Origin of the sequence: Tardiphaga sp. (assembly GCF_044336785.1) — a bacterium.
Taxonomy (GTDB): domain Bacteria; phylum Pseudomonadota; class Alphaproteobacteria; order Rhizobiales; family Xanthobacteraceae; genus Tardiphaga.
On record NZ_JBIIOT010000024.1, the window covers coordinates 1 to 17,858 of the forward strand.

Below are 17,858 nucleotides of genomic sequence, written 5' to 3' on the forward strand. Positions count from 1 at the left end.
AGTCACGTGGATGGTCTCACAGGGGGCACGGTCGATATAACCGGCCTCCTGCGCACGCTGCCCAATGGCGGCTTCGGCTTTGACGACCTGCGTATTGCTGGCCGCCACATTAGCGCACGCGTGATTGGCGATGCCAGCAGGGAGAGTGCCGCTGTCATCGCTGCGGTGCAGATCCCGCAGCTGTCGCATGCGGACAAGACATTGAGCGGGCAGGCGGAGGCGCATGGGCAACTCACAGGTTCGCTTGACCGGCTCAATGCTAATGTGTCCGTGCTTGCAAACAATGTACAAGCATCGGGGCGACCGATGCCGCGTCTCGCGCTTGACCTCGCCGCCACCGACCTCACCGGCTTACTCGACGCCAAGGCGACGCTGGCCGGTACCATCGATCGCAACAATGCCAATGGACGTCTTCATGTTGCCAAACAGGCGGATGGCGGATGGCGGCTCGATGATCTCGATCTGCGCATAGGTTCGGTTGCCGCCCGCGGCGCTGTCGCGCTGGATGCAGCGCATCTGGTGTCGGGACAATTGACTGCAGCGGCCGGCAATCTCGACGACCTGTCACCGCTATTTATGGCCAAGCTGGCTGGTGCCTTCGATGCCAATCTGAATTTCAGCACCGAGGCCGGCGCGCAGCATGCCCGGATTGCATTGCGTGGTCAGGGCCTCAAACATGCGAACGATGCCATCGGCAAGATCGATGTGCAGGCGGCATTGCGCGACATCTGGCAGCGTCCGCTCGTGCAGGGCGACATCGCCGTCGACAGCGCCGCCATCGCAGGCGAGGTGTTTCCGAGCATGCGTGTGGCGTCGCGTACGACCACATCTGGCAGTGACATCACGCTGAAAGTGAATGGCCGTCGCATCGGCGCCGATCTACGTGCCATGCTGGTGCCGGCCGGCGACATCCGCCTTGATCTCTCGGCGCTCACGGCGCGTTATGAAAGCAGCCGAATTGCGCTGGCGCGGCCGGCGTCATTCACGCTGCGTGGCTCGACCGTCGATATCAGGGATTTTGCGCTGGCGCTGGATCGCGGTGTGCTGAGTGTGAACGGCTCGGCCGGCGAGACCCTCGATCTCGCGCTTTCGGCGAGGGCCGTGCCGCTCGCGATCGCCAATGCCGTGGCGCCGCAGCTCGGTCTCGCGGGTACGCTCGATGCGCAGGCGCGTGTGACCGGTACGGCGCAAGCGCCGAGTGGCGACTGGCGCGTCGCCATCAATGGCCTCGCGGCGGCGCAGACACGCGAATTCGCGCTGGCACCGATGGGCATTCGAGCCAGTGGTCGGCTGAGCGATGGGCTGACCACGCTGGATGCGCAGGTGAGCGCACCGCGTCTTGGCCAGTTGCACGCTGTCGGCAAAGTCCCGCTGCAGCGCGGCAGTCTCGATCTTTCCGTAAAAGGCGCGCTCGATCTTGCCGCAGCCAACGGCCATCTCGCTCCTCAGGGCCGGCGCTTGGCGGGGCGGTCGGACATCGACCTGCGCGTCACCGGCGCGTTCGAGAAGCCGAAGCTCAATGGTGCAGTCACGCTGTCTGGCGGCACTTTCGACGATGTCGAACTCGGGACCAAGCTCACCGGCGTCGCTGCGCGGATCGCAGCGCGCAATGATGATATGGTGATCGAACGTTTTACCGCGACCAGCGCCAATGGCGGCAGCCTCAATGCCAGCGGCAATATCCGCATCGATCCGGATGCGGGATTGCCTGGCTCGATCCAGATCACCGGCCGCGACATGCTGCTGGCATCGAACGCGATCATGAAGATGCGCGCCAGTCCGAACCTGCGCATTGCCGGTCCGTTGATGCGCGATCCGCGGGTCACCGGACGCATCGATATCGATGGTCTCGACATCAATGTCCCGGAACGGCTGCCGTCCACGCTGAAGCCGTTGGCCGGCACGCGCCACATCGATGCGCCCGAACATGTACGTCAGGCGATCGAGAAAGAAGAGAAGGCGCGCAAACGGACCAAGCGCGCGCCGCCCTTCGATGCGGCACTCGATCTCACCATTGCTGCGCCGAACCGGATCTTTGTCCGTGGCCGTGGTATTGACGCCGAACTCGGCGGCGACATGCGGCTGACCGGGCGGCTGGCATCGCCGGTCACCATCGGCGCCTTCGAGATGCGGCGCGGAAAATTGCAAGTAGCGGGCACCCGCCTCGATTTCAGCCGCGGCCGTGCGACGTTCAGCGGCGAGGTCACGCCGGAACTCGATTTCGTTGCGCAGACCCAGGCGGGTGACGTCACCGCGCAGATCGCGGTCAGCGGCATCGCCTCGGCACCGACATTTACGTTCAGCTCGTCGCCCGATCTGCCGCAGGACGAGGTGCTGTCCCGCATCATGTTCTCGAAGGCATCGGGCGGTTTGTCGCCATTCCAGGCGGTGCAGCTCGCGCAGATGGTGGCGCAGTTCTCCGGCGACGGCGGGCCGGACACGATGGAGCGGCTGCGTCGTTCGCTTGGCGTCGATGCGCTGGATATTTCTGCGGGCGGTGCCAGTGGCCCCAGCGTCGGCGCCGCGCGGGCTATCAACAGCCGAGTCAGCGTCGGCGTGAAAGGCGCGGCAGCGGCGAAGGACTCTGCCGTCACGTTCGATATCGATCTTACCCGCCGCCTGCGCTTGCAGGGCGAAGCATCGGGTGCCGGTGCTACGTCGATCGGGATCGGGACCGAGATCGAATACTAGGCGAGGGGCCGCCATGTCTATCGCGCCCTTCTCATCCTCGCTTGATTGCTGATAGCCATCTGCTGTTGTGTTTGGCATGTTCGCTCTCGGCTCGATCGAGCCTTCGAGCAAATAGTTCGCGTCACAGAAAATCAAAGCGCCGCAGAGCGTGCCGTCTTCAATGATCGCAGGGAGTTTCCAATGTCAGGTCCGCTACATGGTGTTCGGGTTGTCGATCTCACCACGATGTTGTCCGGTCCCTGTGCTGCGCAAACCCTGGCGGAAATGGGCGCCGACGTCACCAAGGTCGAAACACCCGAAGGCGACAATCTGCGCAATATCGGTCAGTCGCGCAGCGGCGGGATGGGGCCGATGCATCTCCACGCCAATCGCGGCAAGCGCAGCGTCGCGCTCGATCTGAAGAGCGAGGACGGACGCAATGCGTTTCTGGCCTTGATCAGGGATGCCGATGTCCTGATCTGCAATGTCAGGACCAAGGCCATGCAGCGGCTGCGTCTCGCTTACCAGGACCTGTGTGAGGTCAATTCATCGCTGATCTATGTGAGCATCGTCGGCTATGGCAGCGGCGGGCCTTACTCCGATAGGCCCGCCTATGACGATCTGATTCAGGCCGCGGTCGGAATACCGTCTCTCGGCGCGTCGCAAGAGGGCGGCGCACGATATGCGCCGATTGCTGTCGCGGATCGCGTCACAGGCATGAATGCGGCCAATGCCGCGCTCGGCGCGCTGTATCACCGCCTCAGGACTGGTGAGGGACAGCATGTGGAAATCGCGATGTTCGAGACCATGGCCTTCATGGTGCTGTCCGACCACATGGGCGGGCGTACGTATGAACCTCAGCTCGGCCCGACGGTGTTCGAGCGGTACGCATCGGTGCGGCGACCGTTCACGACATCGGACGGCGTGGTCTGTCTGCTGCTCGTGACCGACAAACAATGGAAAGCATTTTTCGGGCTCGTCGATCGTAGTAATGTGCTAGAGGATGAACGCTTCTCCACCGTGTCCGGACGCACGCACAATACGACGGCGCTTTATCAGATCGTTGCCGAACTTGTTGCGACACGAACCACCGACTGGTGGATGCAGGAATTGGAGCGCGTCGATATTCCAGCCGTGCCGCTGGCGACGATCGATAGCCTGATCGACGATCCGCATTTGAAGGCTGTCGGCTTCTTCGACGAGATTGAACATCCGAGCGAAGGACCCATCAGGGCGATGAGATCGACAGGTCGCTGGTCGAAATCGCAGCCAGCGCCGGAACGTCCAGCTCCGCGTTTAGGTGAGCATAACGCGCATGTTCTTAAGGATAGGGGGGCGTCGGTCACCTAAATCCGGGCGCCCGGCTATTATGGCCGTGTCAACTGCATGTGATCTTCTTCATCGTGTGATTAGTGACGAAGCCATAGCCGCATGTGTCACAGGTCCAGAGGTAGCTCACGACGTTGTCGGCGAGGAAGGCTGAGGACTCTGCGGCGATCATGCTGTCGGCGCAGACAGGGCAGGTCGGGAGATCCGCGCGAGGCGCTGTGCCCGGCGCATTCTGATGGGACGTCTTGGTCGTGCGGATTTCAGCAGCAGCTGCCATCGTGACCTCCTTCACCATCTGATTTGACCTGCGGTTAGACTATCCTGATTTGATGGACCACAACTGATTTGTTTGACCCCATCGCAACACAAATGCGTTGATCTGGTGATATTCCGATCGCGCTTTTGCGATGCAGCGGCGAACGAAGTTGTGCATTGCGGGGTGCTGTGACGCAGTGCCACGCTTGTATGATCTAGCACTGGAATCTGCACGTTGTGTTACCCGCCTGACCGGGCGCGACGATGCGTCCATGGCAGCACTCAGGATACGGCCGTGATCGTCTTACCGGCTGGCAATTGCGCGGACCTTGTCCTAGCTGTTGAGCAGCATCACGCTTTGTAAGGATTCGCAGTCATGGCCCAGCCACCGCGCCGCCCCAAAGACGCCCGTAGCGAGGCGGAGGCGGCATTCAAGAAGGCGACCGCCCCCGTGGTCGAGGCGCCGGCGAAGAAGGCAGCCGTCCCCGGCGTTCGCGAGCTGGTGTCGCTGCGGATCGATCAGGACGTACTGGAACATTTTCAGGACGGCGGCCCCGGTTGGCAAGACCGCATCAATGATGCGCTGCGGAAGGCCGCGGGCAAGTAATTCCGCGGCCGTTCGCGCTTATCGGTTCAGGAAGCCGCCGACAACGCCGCCAATGAACCGGCCAGGCAAAGCAGGGTCCACGGCCGGCGCAGGCGCTCCCTGGCGTCTGGCGACCGGGGGCGGTGCTTCATCATAGGTTTGCTGCACCTGGCGGCGCACCGGCTTCGGCGCAGGTGCCGGTTCTTCGGCCAGGGTGACGGGCTCGGCCAGCAGCGCCGTGTGCTGCGCCTTGTTGAGATAGCCTGACGTCGGGTAGCCGCGCGCTGCCTGCCAGCGGGTGATCACACTGCGGGTTCCGGCGTCGAATGTGCCGGTCGCCTTGGTATCGAAACCGAGGCCATTGAGACGGCGCTGCACGTCGCGACGCTTGGCCGGATTGAGGCCGACCTTGTCCTCGGTGAGCTGACTGGCAGGTTCGGTGTAGACAGCCTTGTCAGCACCCGGCCCCGCCGTGCGCGGCGCGGTCGCGGCTTCCTGAAGCGCCGCGATGCGGGCGAGGGCGAGCGGCTTGAACTGCCCGTTCGGATACATGGTGATATAGGCGTTGAGCTCCTCAGGACGATTGGTGTCCTTGATCGAACGCCAGAACTCAAGTTCGACATCCGAGCCTGCCACAGCCGTCGCCGGCATGGTGGCGGTCGGGCTCGCAGCCGCGACTTGCACCTGGGTCTGGACGTCGGGATTCAGATAGACCGCACCGATGAGGTTGGTGTGGCCCCAGGGCAGCTGGCCCCTGTTGGTCTCGTCCTGCACCTGCGCGCGGACCTTGGTCATGGCCTGCTGGATCTCAGCACCCGGCGCCGTGATGTTGGTCAGCAGCGCACGCGTGAACGGGCTATTGCCGCCGCTCTTGCCGTCGAGCGCGGTCTGACCAGGGCTCGTCGCAAAGGCGATCAGTGTGCCTTCGCCGGATTTCATCTCGGCAAGACCGGACGACACTGCAACGCTGCGGGTCGCGGAACCGCTGGAGCGGATTTTGGCTGCGAATGGATTGTCGCGGCAGGCGTCGAGGAACACCAGCTTGACCTTGGCATCGCCCATGGTCTGCTCAAGCGTCATTTCGACATTGATGGCAGCGCCGAGCTTCACGTCCATCTCCGATTTCAGATTGGCATCGACCGGCAGAAGGTAATTGATGTTGTTCACTGAGATGCCGTGACCGGCATAGAAGAACAGCGCGACATCAGCGCCCTGTGCCTTGCGCCCGAATTCAAGCAAGCGCTCGGTCATGCCGTCGCGTGTGAGATTGGACCCCTCGATCACCTCGAAGCCCACATTGCGCAGCGTGCTGGCCATCGCCTTGGCATCGATGGGCGGGTTCGGCAGCGGATCGACATTCTTGTAGGCGCCGTTGCCGACGACGAATGCAACGCGCTTATCGGCGAGCGCTGCAGTGGCGCTGAACATGACGGACAGCGCTGATAAAGCGAATACGAGCTGGCGCACGGCAAATCTCCCCATCGAATCCGGTTCGGCGACCGACTGACGGCGAGGAAAATAGCAATTCAATACGCAGGCCAAAATGTCGGGACGCGCACTGCGGGAATAAAATCGAAAAGGGAACTCAGGTGCTCATGCGCGCAGGTACAGGTGCAGGGCTACGCAGGTTAAGCGTATTGCCAGCCAGGATGAGTGCGGCGCCCAGCAGCGTAAACATGTCGAGCTGTTCAGAGTATAGTAACCATCCGATCGCGGCACTGAGCGGAACGCGGAGGAAGTCCATTGGAACTACCACCGTCGCATCGGCATAGAGCATCGCGCGGGCCATGCAGAAGTGCGAGAAGGTGCCGCAGAAGCCGACGACGACCAGCCAGAACCACACATAGGCCGACGGCCATTGCCACACGGTGATCGCAGGAATGACGCCCGCGACCGATTGCACGACGATCATCCAGAAGATGATTTTCAGCGCGCTATCAGTCCTTGTCAGCGACTTGATGAGCGTGATCGAGATACCAAATCCGAAGGCTGAAGCGAGCGAAATCAGCTGGCCATAATTGATCTCGCCCGTGGTCGGTCGAACGATGACGACGACGCCGATCAGGCCGAGCACGATGGCGGTGATCTTCCAGACGGTCATGCGCTCGCCGAGAAAAAGCGCGGCCATGATCGCGATCCAGATCGGCATCGTGAATTCGATCGAGACGAGCTGGCTGAGCGGGATCAGGGTCAGCGCATAGAACCAGCCGATTTGCGACGCATAATGCACGAGGTTGCGCGATAGATGCGCAATCGGCCGTGCAGTCCCCATGGTGCCGAAGCCGCCATTCAGCAGGATGATCGGCGTCAGGAAAACGAAGCCGAACAGCGAGCGGATTTCCATGACCTGAAAGACGTTGAGATCGCGCAGCGTCTCGCGCCCGCCGATGGCGACGAACAGCATGAGCAACAGCCAGCCGGACATCCATATTGCGGCACGCAGTTTCGACGGAGGATAAGCGGTCATGGACGCGGGCGTTTTCCTGCACGGCGTCGCCGTTTTGGTCAGCGATGGCCTTTCCCGCAGGCTGTATCGGCGGGATCTTCGCTTGGCAATGGACGGATTTGCAGCGGCAGCGATGCGAAACAACGAGGTGACTGAGCGAGCGCATTGCACTGCAAACGAAAACCCCGGCCGCGTGGGCGACCGGGGTTTTAAAAATCAGATGAGCTGACGAGTTTAGCTGCGGCTCAGGGTGATGTTGACGCCCTTGAATTGGCCGTCGGACGATATCGACACGGCCTGCTTGTTGCCCGTGGTCGTCAGCGTCAGCTTGGCATCGAATCCCGGTGCCGAGACATTCACATTGAATTTGCCGGCGCTGGACGTGCCAGACAACTCGCCGCTGACATTGCGGGTGGTCTCCGACCATTGGCCCGACAGCGCGTTGCCCTTGGCCTGCACATTGCTCTTCAGTTCGAACTTGTAGCTGTCGCTGGCGCACAGAAGAGCCTGGTTCAGACCACTACCATCACCCGATACGGCGTAAGTCGCCTTGCAGCGGATGCGCTCCTTGGAGCCGTCGTCGAGTGAGATATTGCCGCTGCCGGACCACACACCCGCCATCCCTTCAAAAGGCGCGGACTGGGCGAAGGCCGCGATTGACGGCACCGCAAGGGCGGCGGCGACAACAGCGGTCCGAGCGAGAGCGCGTGGCGAGATCGAGACGACGTTCATTCGAGCATTTCCTGACTGCGGTTTATTGACGAGAAGCTTCCCAGCGCCCGCTGCAGGGGACGCCGTTCGAGGCGCCATTCCATTTGCCGGAGCCGGCATTTCCAGTGAGCTGACCGTTGGCGAAGGCCGGCCCGATGGCAACGCGGACGACGCCCGATGTCGCAATCTTGCCGGAGACGTCAGCGCCGGGTGCAGAGACGCGGCCTTCGGTCACCGTCAACGGATAGCTCGCCGTGCGGTCACAGCTGCCAGATTGCGTGAAAATGGTGACGTTCCAAAGACCATCATAGGGATGCTGGGCGAACGCAGGGGCAGTGGTGGCAAGCGTGGCACCGGCCAGCAAGGAGACGGACAGGAACACGCGCATGCGGTCGAAACGCATTGAATCAAATCCTCGATGTTGTGATGGGCTGCGTTATTGGATCTTAATGTGTCCAAAGTTTGTGCGGTGCGCAGTGAGCCCATAACACCTATGCGCTGCAACGCACACTCCCCAGGATCGTTCCCGGGGAACGTGCGATATTTTTGCGAGACCTTGCGCGATTAGCTGAGCTTGGGCGCTTTGGTCGCGAACTGCTCGTCCTGGTAAGTGGCCGGCAAGCTCTTGTTTGCAATGGCATAATCGACGACTTCGCCGAGCAGCTTGTAGCCAAGCGGGGCGAGGGCGCGTTCCCACAGCTCGCGGGCAGTCTCGCCCTTTTTCACAAAACAAAATTCCTGGGCTGCGATGGCGCCGCCATCCATGACGTCGGCCAGATGGTAAATGGTGCCGCCGGCGATCGGGTCGCCTTCTTTGATGGTCCATTCCACCGCGGCGATTCCCCGATGACGGGGCAGCAATGACGGGTGATAGCCGATGCCTCCGAGCTTGGCCTTGTCCAGCGCGTCCTGGCCGATGCGGGCATGGCTATGAGCGGTAATGATCAGATCGGTGCCGTCAGCGATCTCGGCAGCCACCACGAGCTTCGGATTGGCTTGCACGGTGACCGGGATGCCGGCCGCCTTTGCCGCCGCGGCCAGGCGATCTTCCGCATCGGCAACGACGACGCTGATGATCTCGACCTTGTGGGTTTTCAGCATGTCGAGCGTGGTGACGCCGAAGTGGCGGGAGCCGACGAGGGTGATGCGCATGGATAAGGTCCGGTAATCAGAGGCGGGATTGTTTGCCACGGTCTTGGCAGGCTTTCCGGCATCAACGCAAGATCAATATCTGGGCCATCTAAAGCGGGGCCTCAGATGCTGCTTTGGCCATGGCTGACAGCGAAACTGTGATTCGCGGCTCCATTAGAAGGCCGCGTTTCGCGGAGGGCGCCTTCTGTTGTGTTTTCGCCAGTGCGAAGTTGCTCTTGTGTTCTCGCCGAATTCACGTCCATGAATGCTAGGCGGCGGAAAAAGAGGTTATTCCCGTTCCTAAATCTATTCTAATTCGGTCTCGTTGCTTACGCCGCATCAATTACCTAGTCAGGCCTCCAATCCTATAATTGGGGGGCGTCGTGACCATCAATCAGAAATACAAGAACCGTCTGTTCGTCGGTGCTGCCACAAGCGTTTTTGCGCTGTGCCTGAGCGGAGCGGGGACTTCGCCGGTGAATGCGCAGAGCGCGCAGACGAATGTGCTGCCGCCCGTGTCGGTGGACGCGCCTCAGCAGCGCACCCGGGCAACTCGCACCGTGCGTACGCGCACGACGTCTCAGCGTGCGACACGCGTTGCGCCCCGACAGGTGAACGAACAGCCGGCACCGACAGCGCCAACCACTACGATGGGCTCGACCCGTACCATCGGCACCCCGGCGCCAGCCTATGCGGGCGGCCAGGTCGCTACCGGCGGAACGCTCGGTCTGCTCGGCAGCACCAGTGTGATGAATACGCCGTTCAGCACCACCAACTATACGTCGCAGCTCATCGAGAACCAGCAGGCTCGTACCGCCGCGGATACTCTGATCAATGATGCGTCGGTTCGCATGACCACTGGCGCCAACGGTTATGACGATACGTTCATGATCCGTGGCTTCCAGGTGCAGGGGCAGGACGTCGGCTTCAACGGGCTCTATGGCCTGATTTCGGCCTATCATGTTCCAGCGGAGATCATCGAGCGGATCGAACTGCTGAAGGGGCCGGGCGCGCTGATCAACGGCATCGCGCCGGGCGGCACTGTCGGCGGCGCCATCAACATCGTCAGCAAGCGCGCCACCGAGGAGCCATTCGCGCGTCTGACACCGTTCTTCATGAGCGGTGCCAATTACGGTCTGAAGTTGGAAGCCAGCCGGCGCTATGGCGACAATAAGGAGTGGGGCGTCCGCTTCAACGGCATCGCGCGCAATGGTGAGGCCTCGATCGACGGAGGCAACTGGCGCACTGGCACAGGCGCGCTTTCGCTCGATTATCGGGGCGAGCGTCTGCGCTGGACGATGGATGCCATCTCGCAGAACGATGACACCAAGAATTTCCGCCCGCAGCTGACCATTCAGGGCACGGTGCCCTTTATTCCGGCACCACCCAGCGCCACCAGTAACTGGTATCCGGGCACAATGCTGAAGCAGCGCGACAACACGATTGCATCGGCTCTCGAATATGATGTGACCAACTGGCTCACCGCTTATGCCGGCGTCGGTTATCGTGAAGGCAATCATGAGCAAAACCTCGCCGACTCCCGTGCAGGTGGTCTGGCTGGTGCCGATCAGTTCGGTAATTTCAATGCCTTCAATGCCTATTATGACGCTTACACCAAGACGGTCAGCGGCAATGTCGGCCTGCGGGCGAAGTTCGACACCGGCTTCGTCAACCATTCGGTGAACGTCGCTTTTACGGGCTACAATCAGGAGATGGGCTACGGCTACGTGTCGTCGCTCGCCAGCACGGGCTTTGTGGCGTCGAACATCTACAACCCGTCACCGTTGCCGACACTTCCGGCGGGACGTCCCGCGATGGGCAAGAGCTCTGACACCACGCTGACCAGCGTCGCAATTTCGGACACGTTGTCGTTCCTGAATGACAGGGTATTGTTCACCGTCGGCGCGCGTCACCAGATGGTGAAGCAGGACAGCTTCAGTCTGACGTCCGGCGCGCTCAGTGGTAGTTACGACGCCGCTGCGACCACGCCGCTCGCCGGCATCGTGATCAAGCCGCTTCAGAATGTCTCGCTGTATGCGAATTATGCTGAAGGATTGTCGCAGGGACAGGTCGTCGGGCCGACCTACACCAACGTCGGTGCGGTTCTTGCGCCTTACAAGTCGAAGCAGCAGGAAGCTGGCGTGAAGGTCGATTGGGGCACAATCACCACGACGGCTGCCGTATTCCAGATCACGCGTCCGAGCGCGGTCACCACGGCGACCGGTGCACTTGCTTACGATGGCGAACAGCGTAACCGCGGTGTGGAGTTGAACGCTTACGGCCTGATCTTGCCTGGCCTGCGCGGCATGGCGAGTGCTACATTCCTGAAGCCTGAGCTGACCAATCCGACTGATCCGACGCAGCGTGGTAACGATGCAGCCGGCGTGCCTGACAAGACATTCTCGGCCGGTCTCGACTGGGATGTGCCTGGCGTGCAAGGCTTTGCGCTCAATGGCCGCGTGATCTACACGGCGGGCTCTTATCTCACCACCGCTAATCTGCTCAAGTATCCGGACTGGACCCGTGTTGATATCGGCGCGCGTTACACGACCACAGCGCTTACCGGAAAACCTGTCACATTCCGCGCAAATATCGAGAATGTTGGCGGCGCAAACTACTGGCTCACGACGGGCACCTTCGTGACAGTCGGTTCGCCGCGGACCTACATCCTTTCGGCCGCGTTCGATTTCTGATCGAGCATAGCTGCACAGGAACCAATATCATCCGGCGCGTGTGATGTCGTAAATCGATGTCACTCGCGCCGAATTGCTTGGACATAGGATGCAATCGAGGTTCGTCATGAAGAAGCTTTCTCTCGCTATCATCGCCATGCTCGGCGAAGTCACCTCTGCCCACGCGCACCAGATCTGGATCGAACAGGCGGATGGCGAGAATGCCGTGGTGCGCTTTGGCGAGTTTGGCGAAAATCTTCGTGAGGCGTCGCCGGGATTGCTGGACAAATTTGCCAAGGTGACCAGCACGCTCATCGCATCCAAGGGCGAGCAGAAATCGGACGCGACCAAGACGGCGAACGGTTTCACACTGCCGTTTAAGGCTGCAGCGGGCGACAGCATCGTGGCCGAAGATGCGAGCTATCCTCTCTTTCAGACCAAGCAGCAGGATAAGCAGATCACCGGCTGGTACTACCCCGCGGCGCGCTTGATCACCGGTTTTGCCGCACAGAAGCCGAAGCTGGTGCTCGACCTCGTGCCAACCGGGCAGGACGGCGAATTCAAGCTCTTCTTCAAGGATCAGCCCAAGGCCAAGACCAAGGTCACGCTGGTCACGCAATCCGGCTGGTCCAAGGAAGCCAACACCGACGAGCAGGGCATCGTGACGTTCGACCTGCCCTGGAAGGGCACCTATGTAGCCGAAGTCAGCTTCAATGATCGCGCCGTTGGGGAGCGCGCGGGCGCGAATGGCGTCGAGAAATATGATGGCGTCAGCTACGCCACCACCGTGACCTATGTGAATGCCAACGGCCTGTCACCGCTTCCAGCGGGCCCGGCGGCGACGCCTTCGCCGGCAAAATGAGCGTCTACGTTCATCGGCTCCTGGCGACCGGCCCGCTCGTCTCGCGCATCGCCGCCGCATTGGCCGGTGGCTATGCGCTGGCAGCGCTGAGCAGCGTCGCCGTGCTCGCTTTGCCGATGAACAAGGTCCAGGCCGTGATCGCGGGCCAGCTCGGAAGCTTCCTCGTTTATGCCGGTGCGGTGATCTGGGTATTTGCCGTGCGCAGCGCGCTGAAGGCGTGGACGGGTCTGATCATTGCCGCGGTGCCCTTGGGGCTGGCGGCGTGGTCCGTGACCTGACGAGGTCTGGTTCATGACAACCGAAAGCGATCAGGACAGTGCTGGCCGCGGCATCCGGCAAAGCATGTCGGACTTGCATACCTGGGTGGGCCTGCTGCTCGGCTGGGTGCTCTATGCAATGTTCCTGACTGGCACGGTGTCCTATTTCAAGGACGAGCTGTCGCAATGGGCGCGGCCTGAGCTGTCGCGGCTCGCCGAACGTCCCGATCCAGCCCTGGTGGCGCAACGCGTCGCGGGTTCGTTCGACAAGATTGCACCGGGCACGTCGCAATGGAGTGTTCGTCTACCCGACGACCGCAACAACAGCGCCTATGCATTCTGGCGCACGGCGCCACGTGAACCAGGCCAGCGCGGTTTCGCCGACGGCCATTTCGATCCCGCGACGGGCGAACGCGTGGCGTCACGCGATACGCTAGGCGGCGAATTCTTCTACCGCTTCCATTTCCAGTTCCATTACATGCCGGTGCTGTGGGGCAGGTGGCTGGCCGGCATCGCGGCGATGTTCATGCTCGTCGCCATCATCAGCGGCGTGATCACCCACAAGAAGATCTTCGTCGATTTCTTCACGTTCCGTTGGGGCAAGGGCCAGCGTTCGTGGCTGGACGCCCATAACGCGCTGTCGGTGTTCGGCCTGCCGTTCCACGCCATGATCACTTACACCGGCCTGGTCACGCTGATGGCGCTGTACATGCCGTGGGGCGGGCAGGTGGCGATCAAGTCGCCGGCCGAGCGCCAGCAGTTGCAGGCGGAGCTCAGCGCGTTCACCCAGCTGGGCAAGCCCACGGGCCAGAGGGTGCCGCTTGCCTCCGTCGAAAACATGGTGCGACAGGCGCAGGAGCGCTGGGGTCACGACAATGTCGGTCGCGTCAATGTCTCGCTTCCCGGCGACGCCGCAGCGCGCGTGGTGGTGACGCGCGGTGATCCCGGCCGCGTCTCCATGAGCCCGCAATATCTGGAATTCGAAGGCACCACCGGAAAGCTGCTGTCGGTTCGTGATCAGGTCGGCGGCGCGGCCGAGACTCGCGGCGTGCTCTATGCGCTGCATCTCGGACGCTTCAGCGACACCGTCACGCGCTGGCTGTATTTCCTCGTGAGTTTCACGGGCACGGCGATGGTCGGCACCGGCCTCGTGATGTGGACGGTGAAGCGGCGCCAGAAGCTGCCCGATCCGCAGCGTCCGTATTTCGGTTTTCGCCTCGTCGAGCGGCTGAACATTGCGAGCATCGCCGGCCTGTCCATCGCCATGACGGCATTCATGTGGGGCAACCGCCTGCTGCCGACCACGCTGGCCGGCCGCTCCAATTGGGAAGTCGATCTGTTCTTCATCGTATGGGCGGCGACGCTGCTGCATGCGGTGCTGCGGCCGGCCAAGGCGGCCTGGGTCGAGCAGCTATGGGCAGCGGCGGCGCTGCTGGCCTTGCTGCCGGTTTTGAATGCCGTGACCACGCAGCGTCCGCTCTGGCATAGCCTTGCGCAGGGCGACTGGATCTTCGCCGGCATCGATCTGATGTGCTGGGTGCTGGCCGCGCTGCATGTGGCTCTCGCGCTGCGCACCGCGCGACATCGGGTGAAGGCACCAGCCAAGCGCAAGGCGGCGCGTCCGTCCGCGATGGTTGTCGCGTCTGGCGAGGCAGCCGAATGAGCCATCTGTTCGCTTTCGTGCTCAGCCTTGCCGGCTTCGCCGCACTGGCCAGCGCCACACACCGCCAGCAGCGCGATCTGTTCGGTAGGGTTCTGGGACCTGCCAGAACGCGCATGCTGCGTCTTGTCGGCTCTGTCGCGTTGCTGGGCGCACTAGGCGTGCTCGCAGCTCAACATGGCTGGGGCCTCGGCCTCGTCATGTTCAGCGGCCATACGAGCCTGGCTGCTGGTGTCGTCGTGTGTGGGCTGATCGGCTATGCGCGGATGCAAGGTCCGAAGCTGCGGCACCAGTAGGCGGACCGGTCAATCCGTTCAGCTATTCAAAGAGTTGATGGTGGGCGGGATGGGGATCGAACCCATGACCAGTCGATTAAAAGTCGAATGCTCTACCGCTGAGCTACCCGCCCGAAAGATGCCGTTTCAGTGAGGCTTGCCGGAGATACCGGCCCCAAAAGGGCGCGGAGAGCCGGTCGGCCACGGCCGCGATGGTGGCTGCAATGCAGCGTATCGCGTTGACCGGCTGTGTAAAAGGCGGGCCCGCCGGGGTCAAGGGCGAGCCTGCGGATTGTGGACATGAACTGGCGCGGCGAACCGGGTCAGCGCGCCTCACGCTGGGCTTCCGGCCGGGCCATGTCGAGCTGGGGCATCTGCACCGGGCGGAAACCGATCAGCTCTGCGGTACGGATCGTGGTGTCGGTCCACCATTTGAACTGGTTGGCGCGGGAATTCTCCAGAATCGCGATGGCGACCGCCGACAGGAACGGCAGGCTCTGCAGGATCAGCACCCCGGCGAAGATGTAGATTTCGGTGACCTGCTTGTCGTTATTGGCAAACACCAGTACGCCAGCGCTGATCCAGAGCAGCACGCCGATCACCGCCTCCCAGAACGCCTGGAATTCGATCGAACTGCGCGACTTGCCACCCTTCGACGTCACGGTGAAGGGCAGGTGGTCCTTGATGAGGCCGTCCGCCACCGCGCGCGATACGGTCCATTGCACCGACATGGCGGCAATCATGGCGCCCAGCATCTGCCACAGGCCGATCTTCACGCGCAGGCGGTAGAGAATCAGGAAATGCGCGAGCGAGATCACGAAGGATGCGATAATCGGCAGCGTCAGGATCGTGTCGGGAATCGAGATGTCGGCGAAGGCGATGATCGGCACCCAGATGATGTTCAGGATCGCCACCACGACGCCGAGACTTTCGGCCCCTAACCAGTTCAGCCAGCCGATGCCGAATTCGCGCTTCTGGTCCTGCGACATGCGGCTGGCGCCCGGCAGGAAGCGGCGCCAGTGCTTCTTGATGATCTGGAAGCCGCCATAGGCCCAGCGATGGCGCTGTTTGCGGAACGCTTCATAGGTGTCCGGCAGCACGCCATAGCCATAGCGCTCGCGGGTGTAATGCGTCAGCCAGCCATGCTGCATGATGGCGAGGCCGAGATCGGAATCCTCGCAGATGGTGTCGCCGGCCCAGCCGCCCGCCATGTCCATTGCCTCGCGGCGGATGAGGCACATGGTGCCATGGACGATGATGGCATTGGCCTCGTTGCGTTGGACCATGCCGATGTCGAAGAAGCCGGCATATTCACCGTTCATGATGTAGTGCATCAGCGACGTGTCTTCGTCGCGGTGATCCTGCGGGGCCTGGACAAGGCCGACGCGGGGATCGTTGAAGGCGGGGACCAGCGCCTTGAGCCAGTTCGGCGTCACCACATAGTCGGCGTCGATGATGCCGATCACCTCGGCGTCCGCTGCGGTGCGGTCCATGGCGATGCGCAGCGCACCGGCCTTGAAACCCTGCACCTTCTCGGCATTGATGAAAATGAAGCGCTCGCCGAGTGTGCGGCAGTGATCCTGGATCGGCTGCCAATAGGCGGGATCCGGGGTGTTGTTGATGATCACCACGCATTCGAAATTCGGGTAGTCGAGCGCCGCCACTGCATCCAGCGTCAGCTTCAGCATCTCCGGCTGTTCGCGATAGGCCGGGATGTGGATCGATACTTTGGGATATTTCTGTTCGGCCTCGGCCGCAGCGAGCAATGCGGCGCTGCGCTCGGGCGTCAGCAGGCGCAGCGGCTTCTGGCCGAAGGCGATGGCTGCGATCTCCTCGATGCGCGCCAGCGCGATGAGGATCAGCGGGATCAGCAGGATGCAGCCGAGGGTGAGGGCGAAAGCCGAGCCCCAGACAAAATAATGCGTCTGCTGATAGGCGAAGATGTGCGCCGCCCATGCGCCGACAGCGTTGGCCGCAACCGACAGCACGAAGGCCTGCATCATCGTCGGCGCCACGATCTGCAGGATCGGCAGCGACAGCAGGATGCCGACCAGCAATGCGAGGCCGGCATTCTTCCAATAGGCCGGGTTCACGATCGGGCCGGTCCAGGCAAATTTCGGCTCGCGATTGGCATCAAGCATGCCCCAATAAGGACCGACGCCGCCTTCGAAGAATTTCCAGGGCTGATCGATGGCTTCGACGATATTGTAGTCCATGCCGATGGCTTCAGCGCGGGTGACGAAGTTCCGGATCACCACAGCCTGCTTGAACGGACCGGGCTCGGCGCGGCGCAGATTGTAGCCCTGGCTCGGCCAGCCGAATTCGGCGACCACGATGCGCTTGCCGGGGAAGGTGTCGCGCAGCAGTCCGTAGATGTAGACGGCCTGATCGACCGCCTGGGTGTCCTCGAAGTTTTCCCAATAGGGCAGGATGTGCGCGGCGATAAAATCGACCGAGGACGCGAGCTGCGGATTGTCGCGCCAGATGTTCCAGATTTCACCCGTCGTGACAGGCACGCTGACCTGACGTTTCACCTTGCGGATATATTCGATGAGGTCGTCGATCTTGAGTTCATCGCGATACAGCGTTTCGTTGCCGACGACGACGCCGATGACATTCGAGTTTTTCTTGGCGAGATCGACGGCGGAGACGATCTCGCGCTCGTTGCGGTCGGCATTCTTGTCGATCCAGACGCCGAGCGTGACCTTGAGGCCGAATTCGTTGGCGATCGCCGGCACGATTTCGACGCCGCCGGTAGACGAATAGAGACGGATAGCCCGCGTTATCGTGGCGAGCTTCTTGAGATCGGCGCGGACCTTGTCGACGGTCGGGATATTATCGACGTCCGGATGCGCTGTGCCTTCGAACGGGGCGTAGGACAGGCTGGGAATCATGCCCTTGAAGTCGGGCGCATCCTGCTTCTCGCGGAGAAGCGCCCAAAGACCGGCATGAACGGCAGTCACAAGAAGAATAACGGCGACGACAGCGCGCATCGCGTCCAAAC

Annotated in this window: 16 protein-coding genes and 1 tRNA gene; 9 read left to right on the forward strand and 8 right to left on the reverse strand. The window is 61.9% G+C overall.

Annotated elements, in window-relative coordinates; translation table 11 throughout:
- The coding region (locus ACIQ2A_RS09515; protein WP_398478260.1) for a translocation/assembly module TamB domain-containing protein at positions 1–2,691 on the forward strand (2,691 nt) is incomplete at its 5' end.
- Between the two features lie 45 nt (positions 2,692–2,736).
- Positions 2,737–4,020 carry a CaiB/BaiF CoA transferase family protein gene (locus ACIQ2A_RS09520; RefSeq protein ID WP_398478263.1) on the forward strand — a complete coding sequence of 428 codons (1,284 nt, stop codon included), beginning with the start codon at positions 2,737–2,739 and terminating at the stop codon, positions 4,018–4,020.
- A 28-nt stretch (positions 4,021–4,048) separates the two neighbouring features.
- Here ACIQ2A_RS09520 and ACIQ2A_RS09525 read toward each other — a convergent pair whose 3' ends face one another.
- Entirely contained in the window at positions 4,049–4,276 is a 228-nt protein-coding gene (locus ACIQ2A_RS09525; RefSeq protein WP_398478265.1) for a hypothetical protein, read from the reverse strand.
- Between the two features lie 354 nt (positions 4,277–4,630).
- Here ACIQ2A_RS09525 and ACIQ2A_RS09530 point away from each other — a divergent pair, with 354 nt between their 5' ends.
- Positions 4,631–4,861, forward strand: a complete 231-nt coding sequence (locus tag ACIQ2A_RS09530; RefSeq protein ID WP_398478267.1) for a BrnA antitoxin family protein — start codon at positions 4,631–4,633, stop codon at positions 4,859–4,861.
- Positions 4,862–4,879: 18 nt separating this feature from the next.
- Here ACIQ2A_RS09530 and ACIQ2A_RS09535 read toward each other — a convergent pair whose 3' ends face one another.
- Together ACIQ2A_RS09535 and ACIQ2A_RS09540 are read right to left on the reverse strand one after the other, a co-directional pair.
- Positions 4,880–6,307, reverse strand: a complete 1,428-nt coding sequence (locus ACIQ2A_RS09535) for a caspase family protein (RefSeq protein WP_398478269.1) — start codon at positions 6,305–6,307, stop codon at positions 4,880–4,882.
- A gap of 118 nt (positions 6,308–6,425) precedes the next feature.
- Complete coding sequence (locus tag ACIQ2A_RS09540) at positions 6,426–7,307, reverse strand: DMT family transporter (RefSeq protein WP_398478271.1); 882 nt, start codon at positions 7,305–7,307, stop codon at positions 6,426–6,428.
- Here ACIQ2A_RS09540 and ACIQ2A_RS09545 point away from each other — a divergent pair.
- Positions 7,306–7,515 (forward strand): hypothetical protein, encoded by a 210-nt coding sequence (locus ACIQ2A_RS09545; RefSeq protein ID WP_398478273.1) that lies wholly within the window; start codon positions 7,306–7,308, stop codon positions 7,513–7,515. The two genes, ACIQ2A_RS09540 and ACIQ2A_RS09545, sit on opposite strands and share 2 nt — an antisense overlap.
- 5 nt (positions 7,516–7,520) lie before the next feature.
- Here ACIQ2A_RS09545 and ACIQ2A_RS09550 read toward each other — a convergent pair whose 3' ends face one another.
- The 3 genes from ACIQ2A_RS09550 to ACIQ2A_RS09560 form a co-directional block, all read right to left on the reverse strand.
- Positions 7,521–8,018: a hypothetical protein gene (locus ACIQ2A_RS09550; RefSeq protein ID WP_398478275.1), complete on the reverse strand. Its 498-nt coding sequence runs from the start codon at positions 8,016–8,018 to the stop codon at positions 7,521–7,523.
- Between the two features lie 22 nt (positions 8,019–8,040).
- Positions 8,041–8,400, reverse strand: a complete 360-nt coding sequence (locus tag ACIQ2A_RS09555) for a hypothetical protein (protein WP_398478277.1) — start codon at positions 8,398–8,400, stop codon at positions 8,041–8,043.
- A 161-nt stretch (positions 8,401–8,561) separates the two neighbouring features.
- Entirely contained in the window at positions 8,562–9,149 is a 588-nt protein-coding gene (locus tag ACIQ2A_RS09560) for a formyltransferase family protein (RefSeq protein ID WP_398478350.1), read from the reverse strand.
- Between the two features lie 362 nt (positions 9,150–9,511).
- Here ACIQ2A_RS09560 and ACIQ2A_RS09565 point away from each other — a divergent pair, with 362 nt between their 5' ends.
- From ACIQ2A_RS09565 to ACIQ2A_RS09585, 5 genes are all read left to right on the forward strand, one after another.
- Positions 9,512–11,821, forward strand: a complete 2,310-nt coding sequence (locus ACIQ2A_RS09565) for a TonB-dependent receptor (protein WP_398478279.1) — start codon at positions 9,512–9,514, stop codon at positions 11,819–11,821.
- Between the two features lie 106 nt (positions 11,822–11,927).
- Entirely contained in the window at positions 11,928–12,662 is a 735-nt protein-coding gene (locus ACIQ2A_RS09570; RefSeq protein WP_398478281.1) for a cobalt ABC transporter substrate-binding protein, read from the forward strand.
- A complete protein-coding gene (locus ACIQ2A_RS09575) occupies positions 12,659–12,940 on the forward strand; it encodes a DUF3649 domain-containing protein (RefSeq protein ID WP_398478283.1) in 282 nt (93 codons plus the stop codon). The genes ACIQ2A_RS09570 and ACIQ2A_RS09575 overlap by 4 nt, the downstream gene beginning before the upstream one ends.
- Positions 12,941–12,953: 13 nt before the next feature.
- Positions 12,954–14,582, forward strand: coding sequence for a PepSY-associated TM helix domain-containing protein (locus ACIQ2A_RS09580; protein WP_398478285.1), 1,629 nt, complete (start codon positions 12,954–12,956; stop codon positions 14,580–14,582).
- Positions 14,579–14,875, forward strand: coding sequence for a DUF3325 domain-containing protein (locus ACIQ2A_RS09585; RefSeq protein WP_398478287.1), 297 nt, complete (start codon positions 14,579–14,581; stop codon positions 14,873–14,875). The genes ACIQ2A_RS09580 and ACIQ2A_RS09585 overlap by 4 nt, the downstream gene beginning before the upstream one ends.
- A gap of 38 nt (positions 14,876–14,913) precedes the next feature.
- On the opposite strand, the gene ACIQ2A_RS09590 is transcribed toward ACIQ2A_RS09585, so the two are convergent.
- Positions 14,914–14,988: transfer RNA gene (locus ACIQ2A_RS09590), tRNA-Lys, on the reverse strand.
- 189 nt (positions 14,989–15,177) lie between these two features.
- Complete coding sequence (locus ACIQ2A_RS09595) at positions 15,178–17,847, reverse strand: glycosyltransferase (RefSeq protein ID WP_398478289.1); 2,670 nt, start codon at positions 17,845–17,847, stop codon at positions 15,178–15,180.
- Positions 17,848–17,858 lie beyond the last annotated feature (11 nt).

Bases quoted from the DNA above. Each gene is read 5' to 3' on its own strand.
- ACIQ2A_RS09525 (WP_398478265.1), bottom strand. From the start codon at position 4,276: ATGGCAGCTGCTGCTGAAATCCGCACGACCAAGACGTCCCATCAGAAT.
- ACIQ2A_RS09530 (WP_398478267.1), top strand. From the start codon at position 4,631: ATGGCCCAGCCACCGCGCCGCCCCAAAGACGCCCGTAGCGAGGCGGAG.
- ACIQ2A_RS09545 (WP_398478273.1), top strand. From the start codon at position 7,306: ATGGACGCGGGCGTTTTCCTGCACGGCGTCGCCGTTTTGGTCAGCGAT.
- ACIQ2A_RS09540 (WP_398478271.1), bottom strand. From the start codon at position 7,307: ATGACCGCTTATCCTCCGTCGAAACTGCGTGCCGCAATATGGATGTCC.
- ACIQ2A_RS09550 (WP_398478275.1), bottom strand. From the start codon at position 8,018: ATGAACGTCGTCTCGATCTCGCCACGCGCTCTCGCTCGGACCGCTGTT.
- ACIQ2A_RS09555 (WP_398478277.1), bottom strand. From the start codon at position 8,400: ATGCGTTTCGACCGCATGCGCGTGTTCCTGTCCGTCTCCTTGCTGGCC.
- ACIQ2A_RS09560 (WP_398478350.1), bottom strand. From the start codon at position 9,149: ATGCGCATCACCCTCGTCGGCTCCCGCCACTTCGGCGTCACCACGCTC.
- ACIQ2A_RS09570 (WP_398478281.1), top strand. From the start codon at position 11,928: ATGAAGAAGCTTTCTCTCGCTATCATCGCCATGCTCGGCGAAGTCACC.
- ACIQ2A_RS09575 (WP_398478283.1), top strand. From the start codon at position 12,659: ATGAGCGTCTACGTTCATCGGCTCCTGGCGACCGGCCCGCTCGTCTCG.
- ACIQ2A_RS09580 (WP_398478285.1), top strand. From the start codon at position 12,954: ATGACAACCGAAAGCGATCAGGACAGTGCTGGCCGCGGCATCCGGCAA.
- ACIQ2A_RS09585 (WP_398478287.1), top strand. From the start codon at position 14,579: ATGAGCCATCTGTTCGCTTTCGTGCTCAGCCTTGCCGGCTTCGCCGCA.
- ACIQ2A_RS09595 (WP_398478289.1), bottom strand. From the start codon at position 17,847: ATGCGCGCTGTCGTCGCCGTTATTCTTCTTGTGACTGCCGTTCATGCC.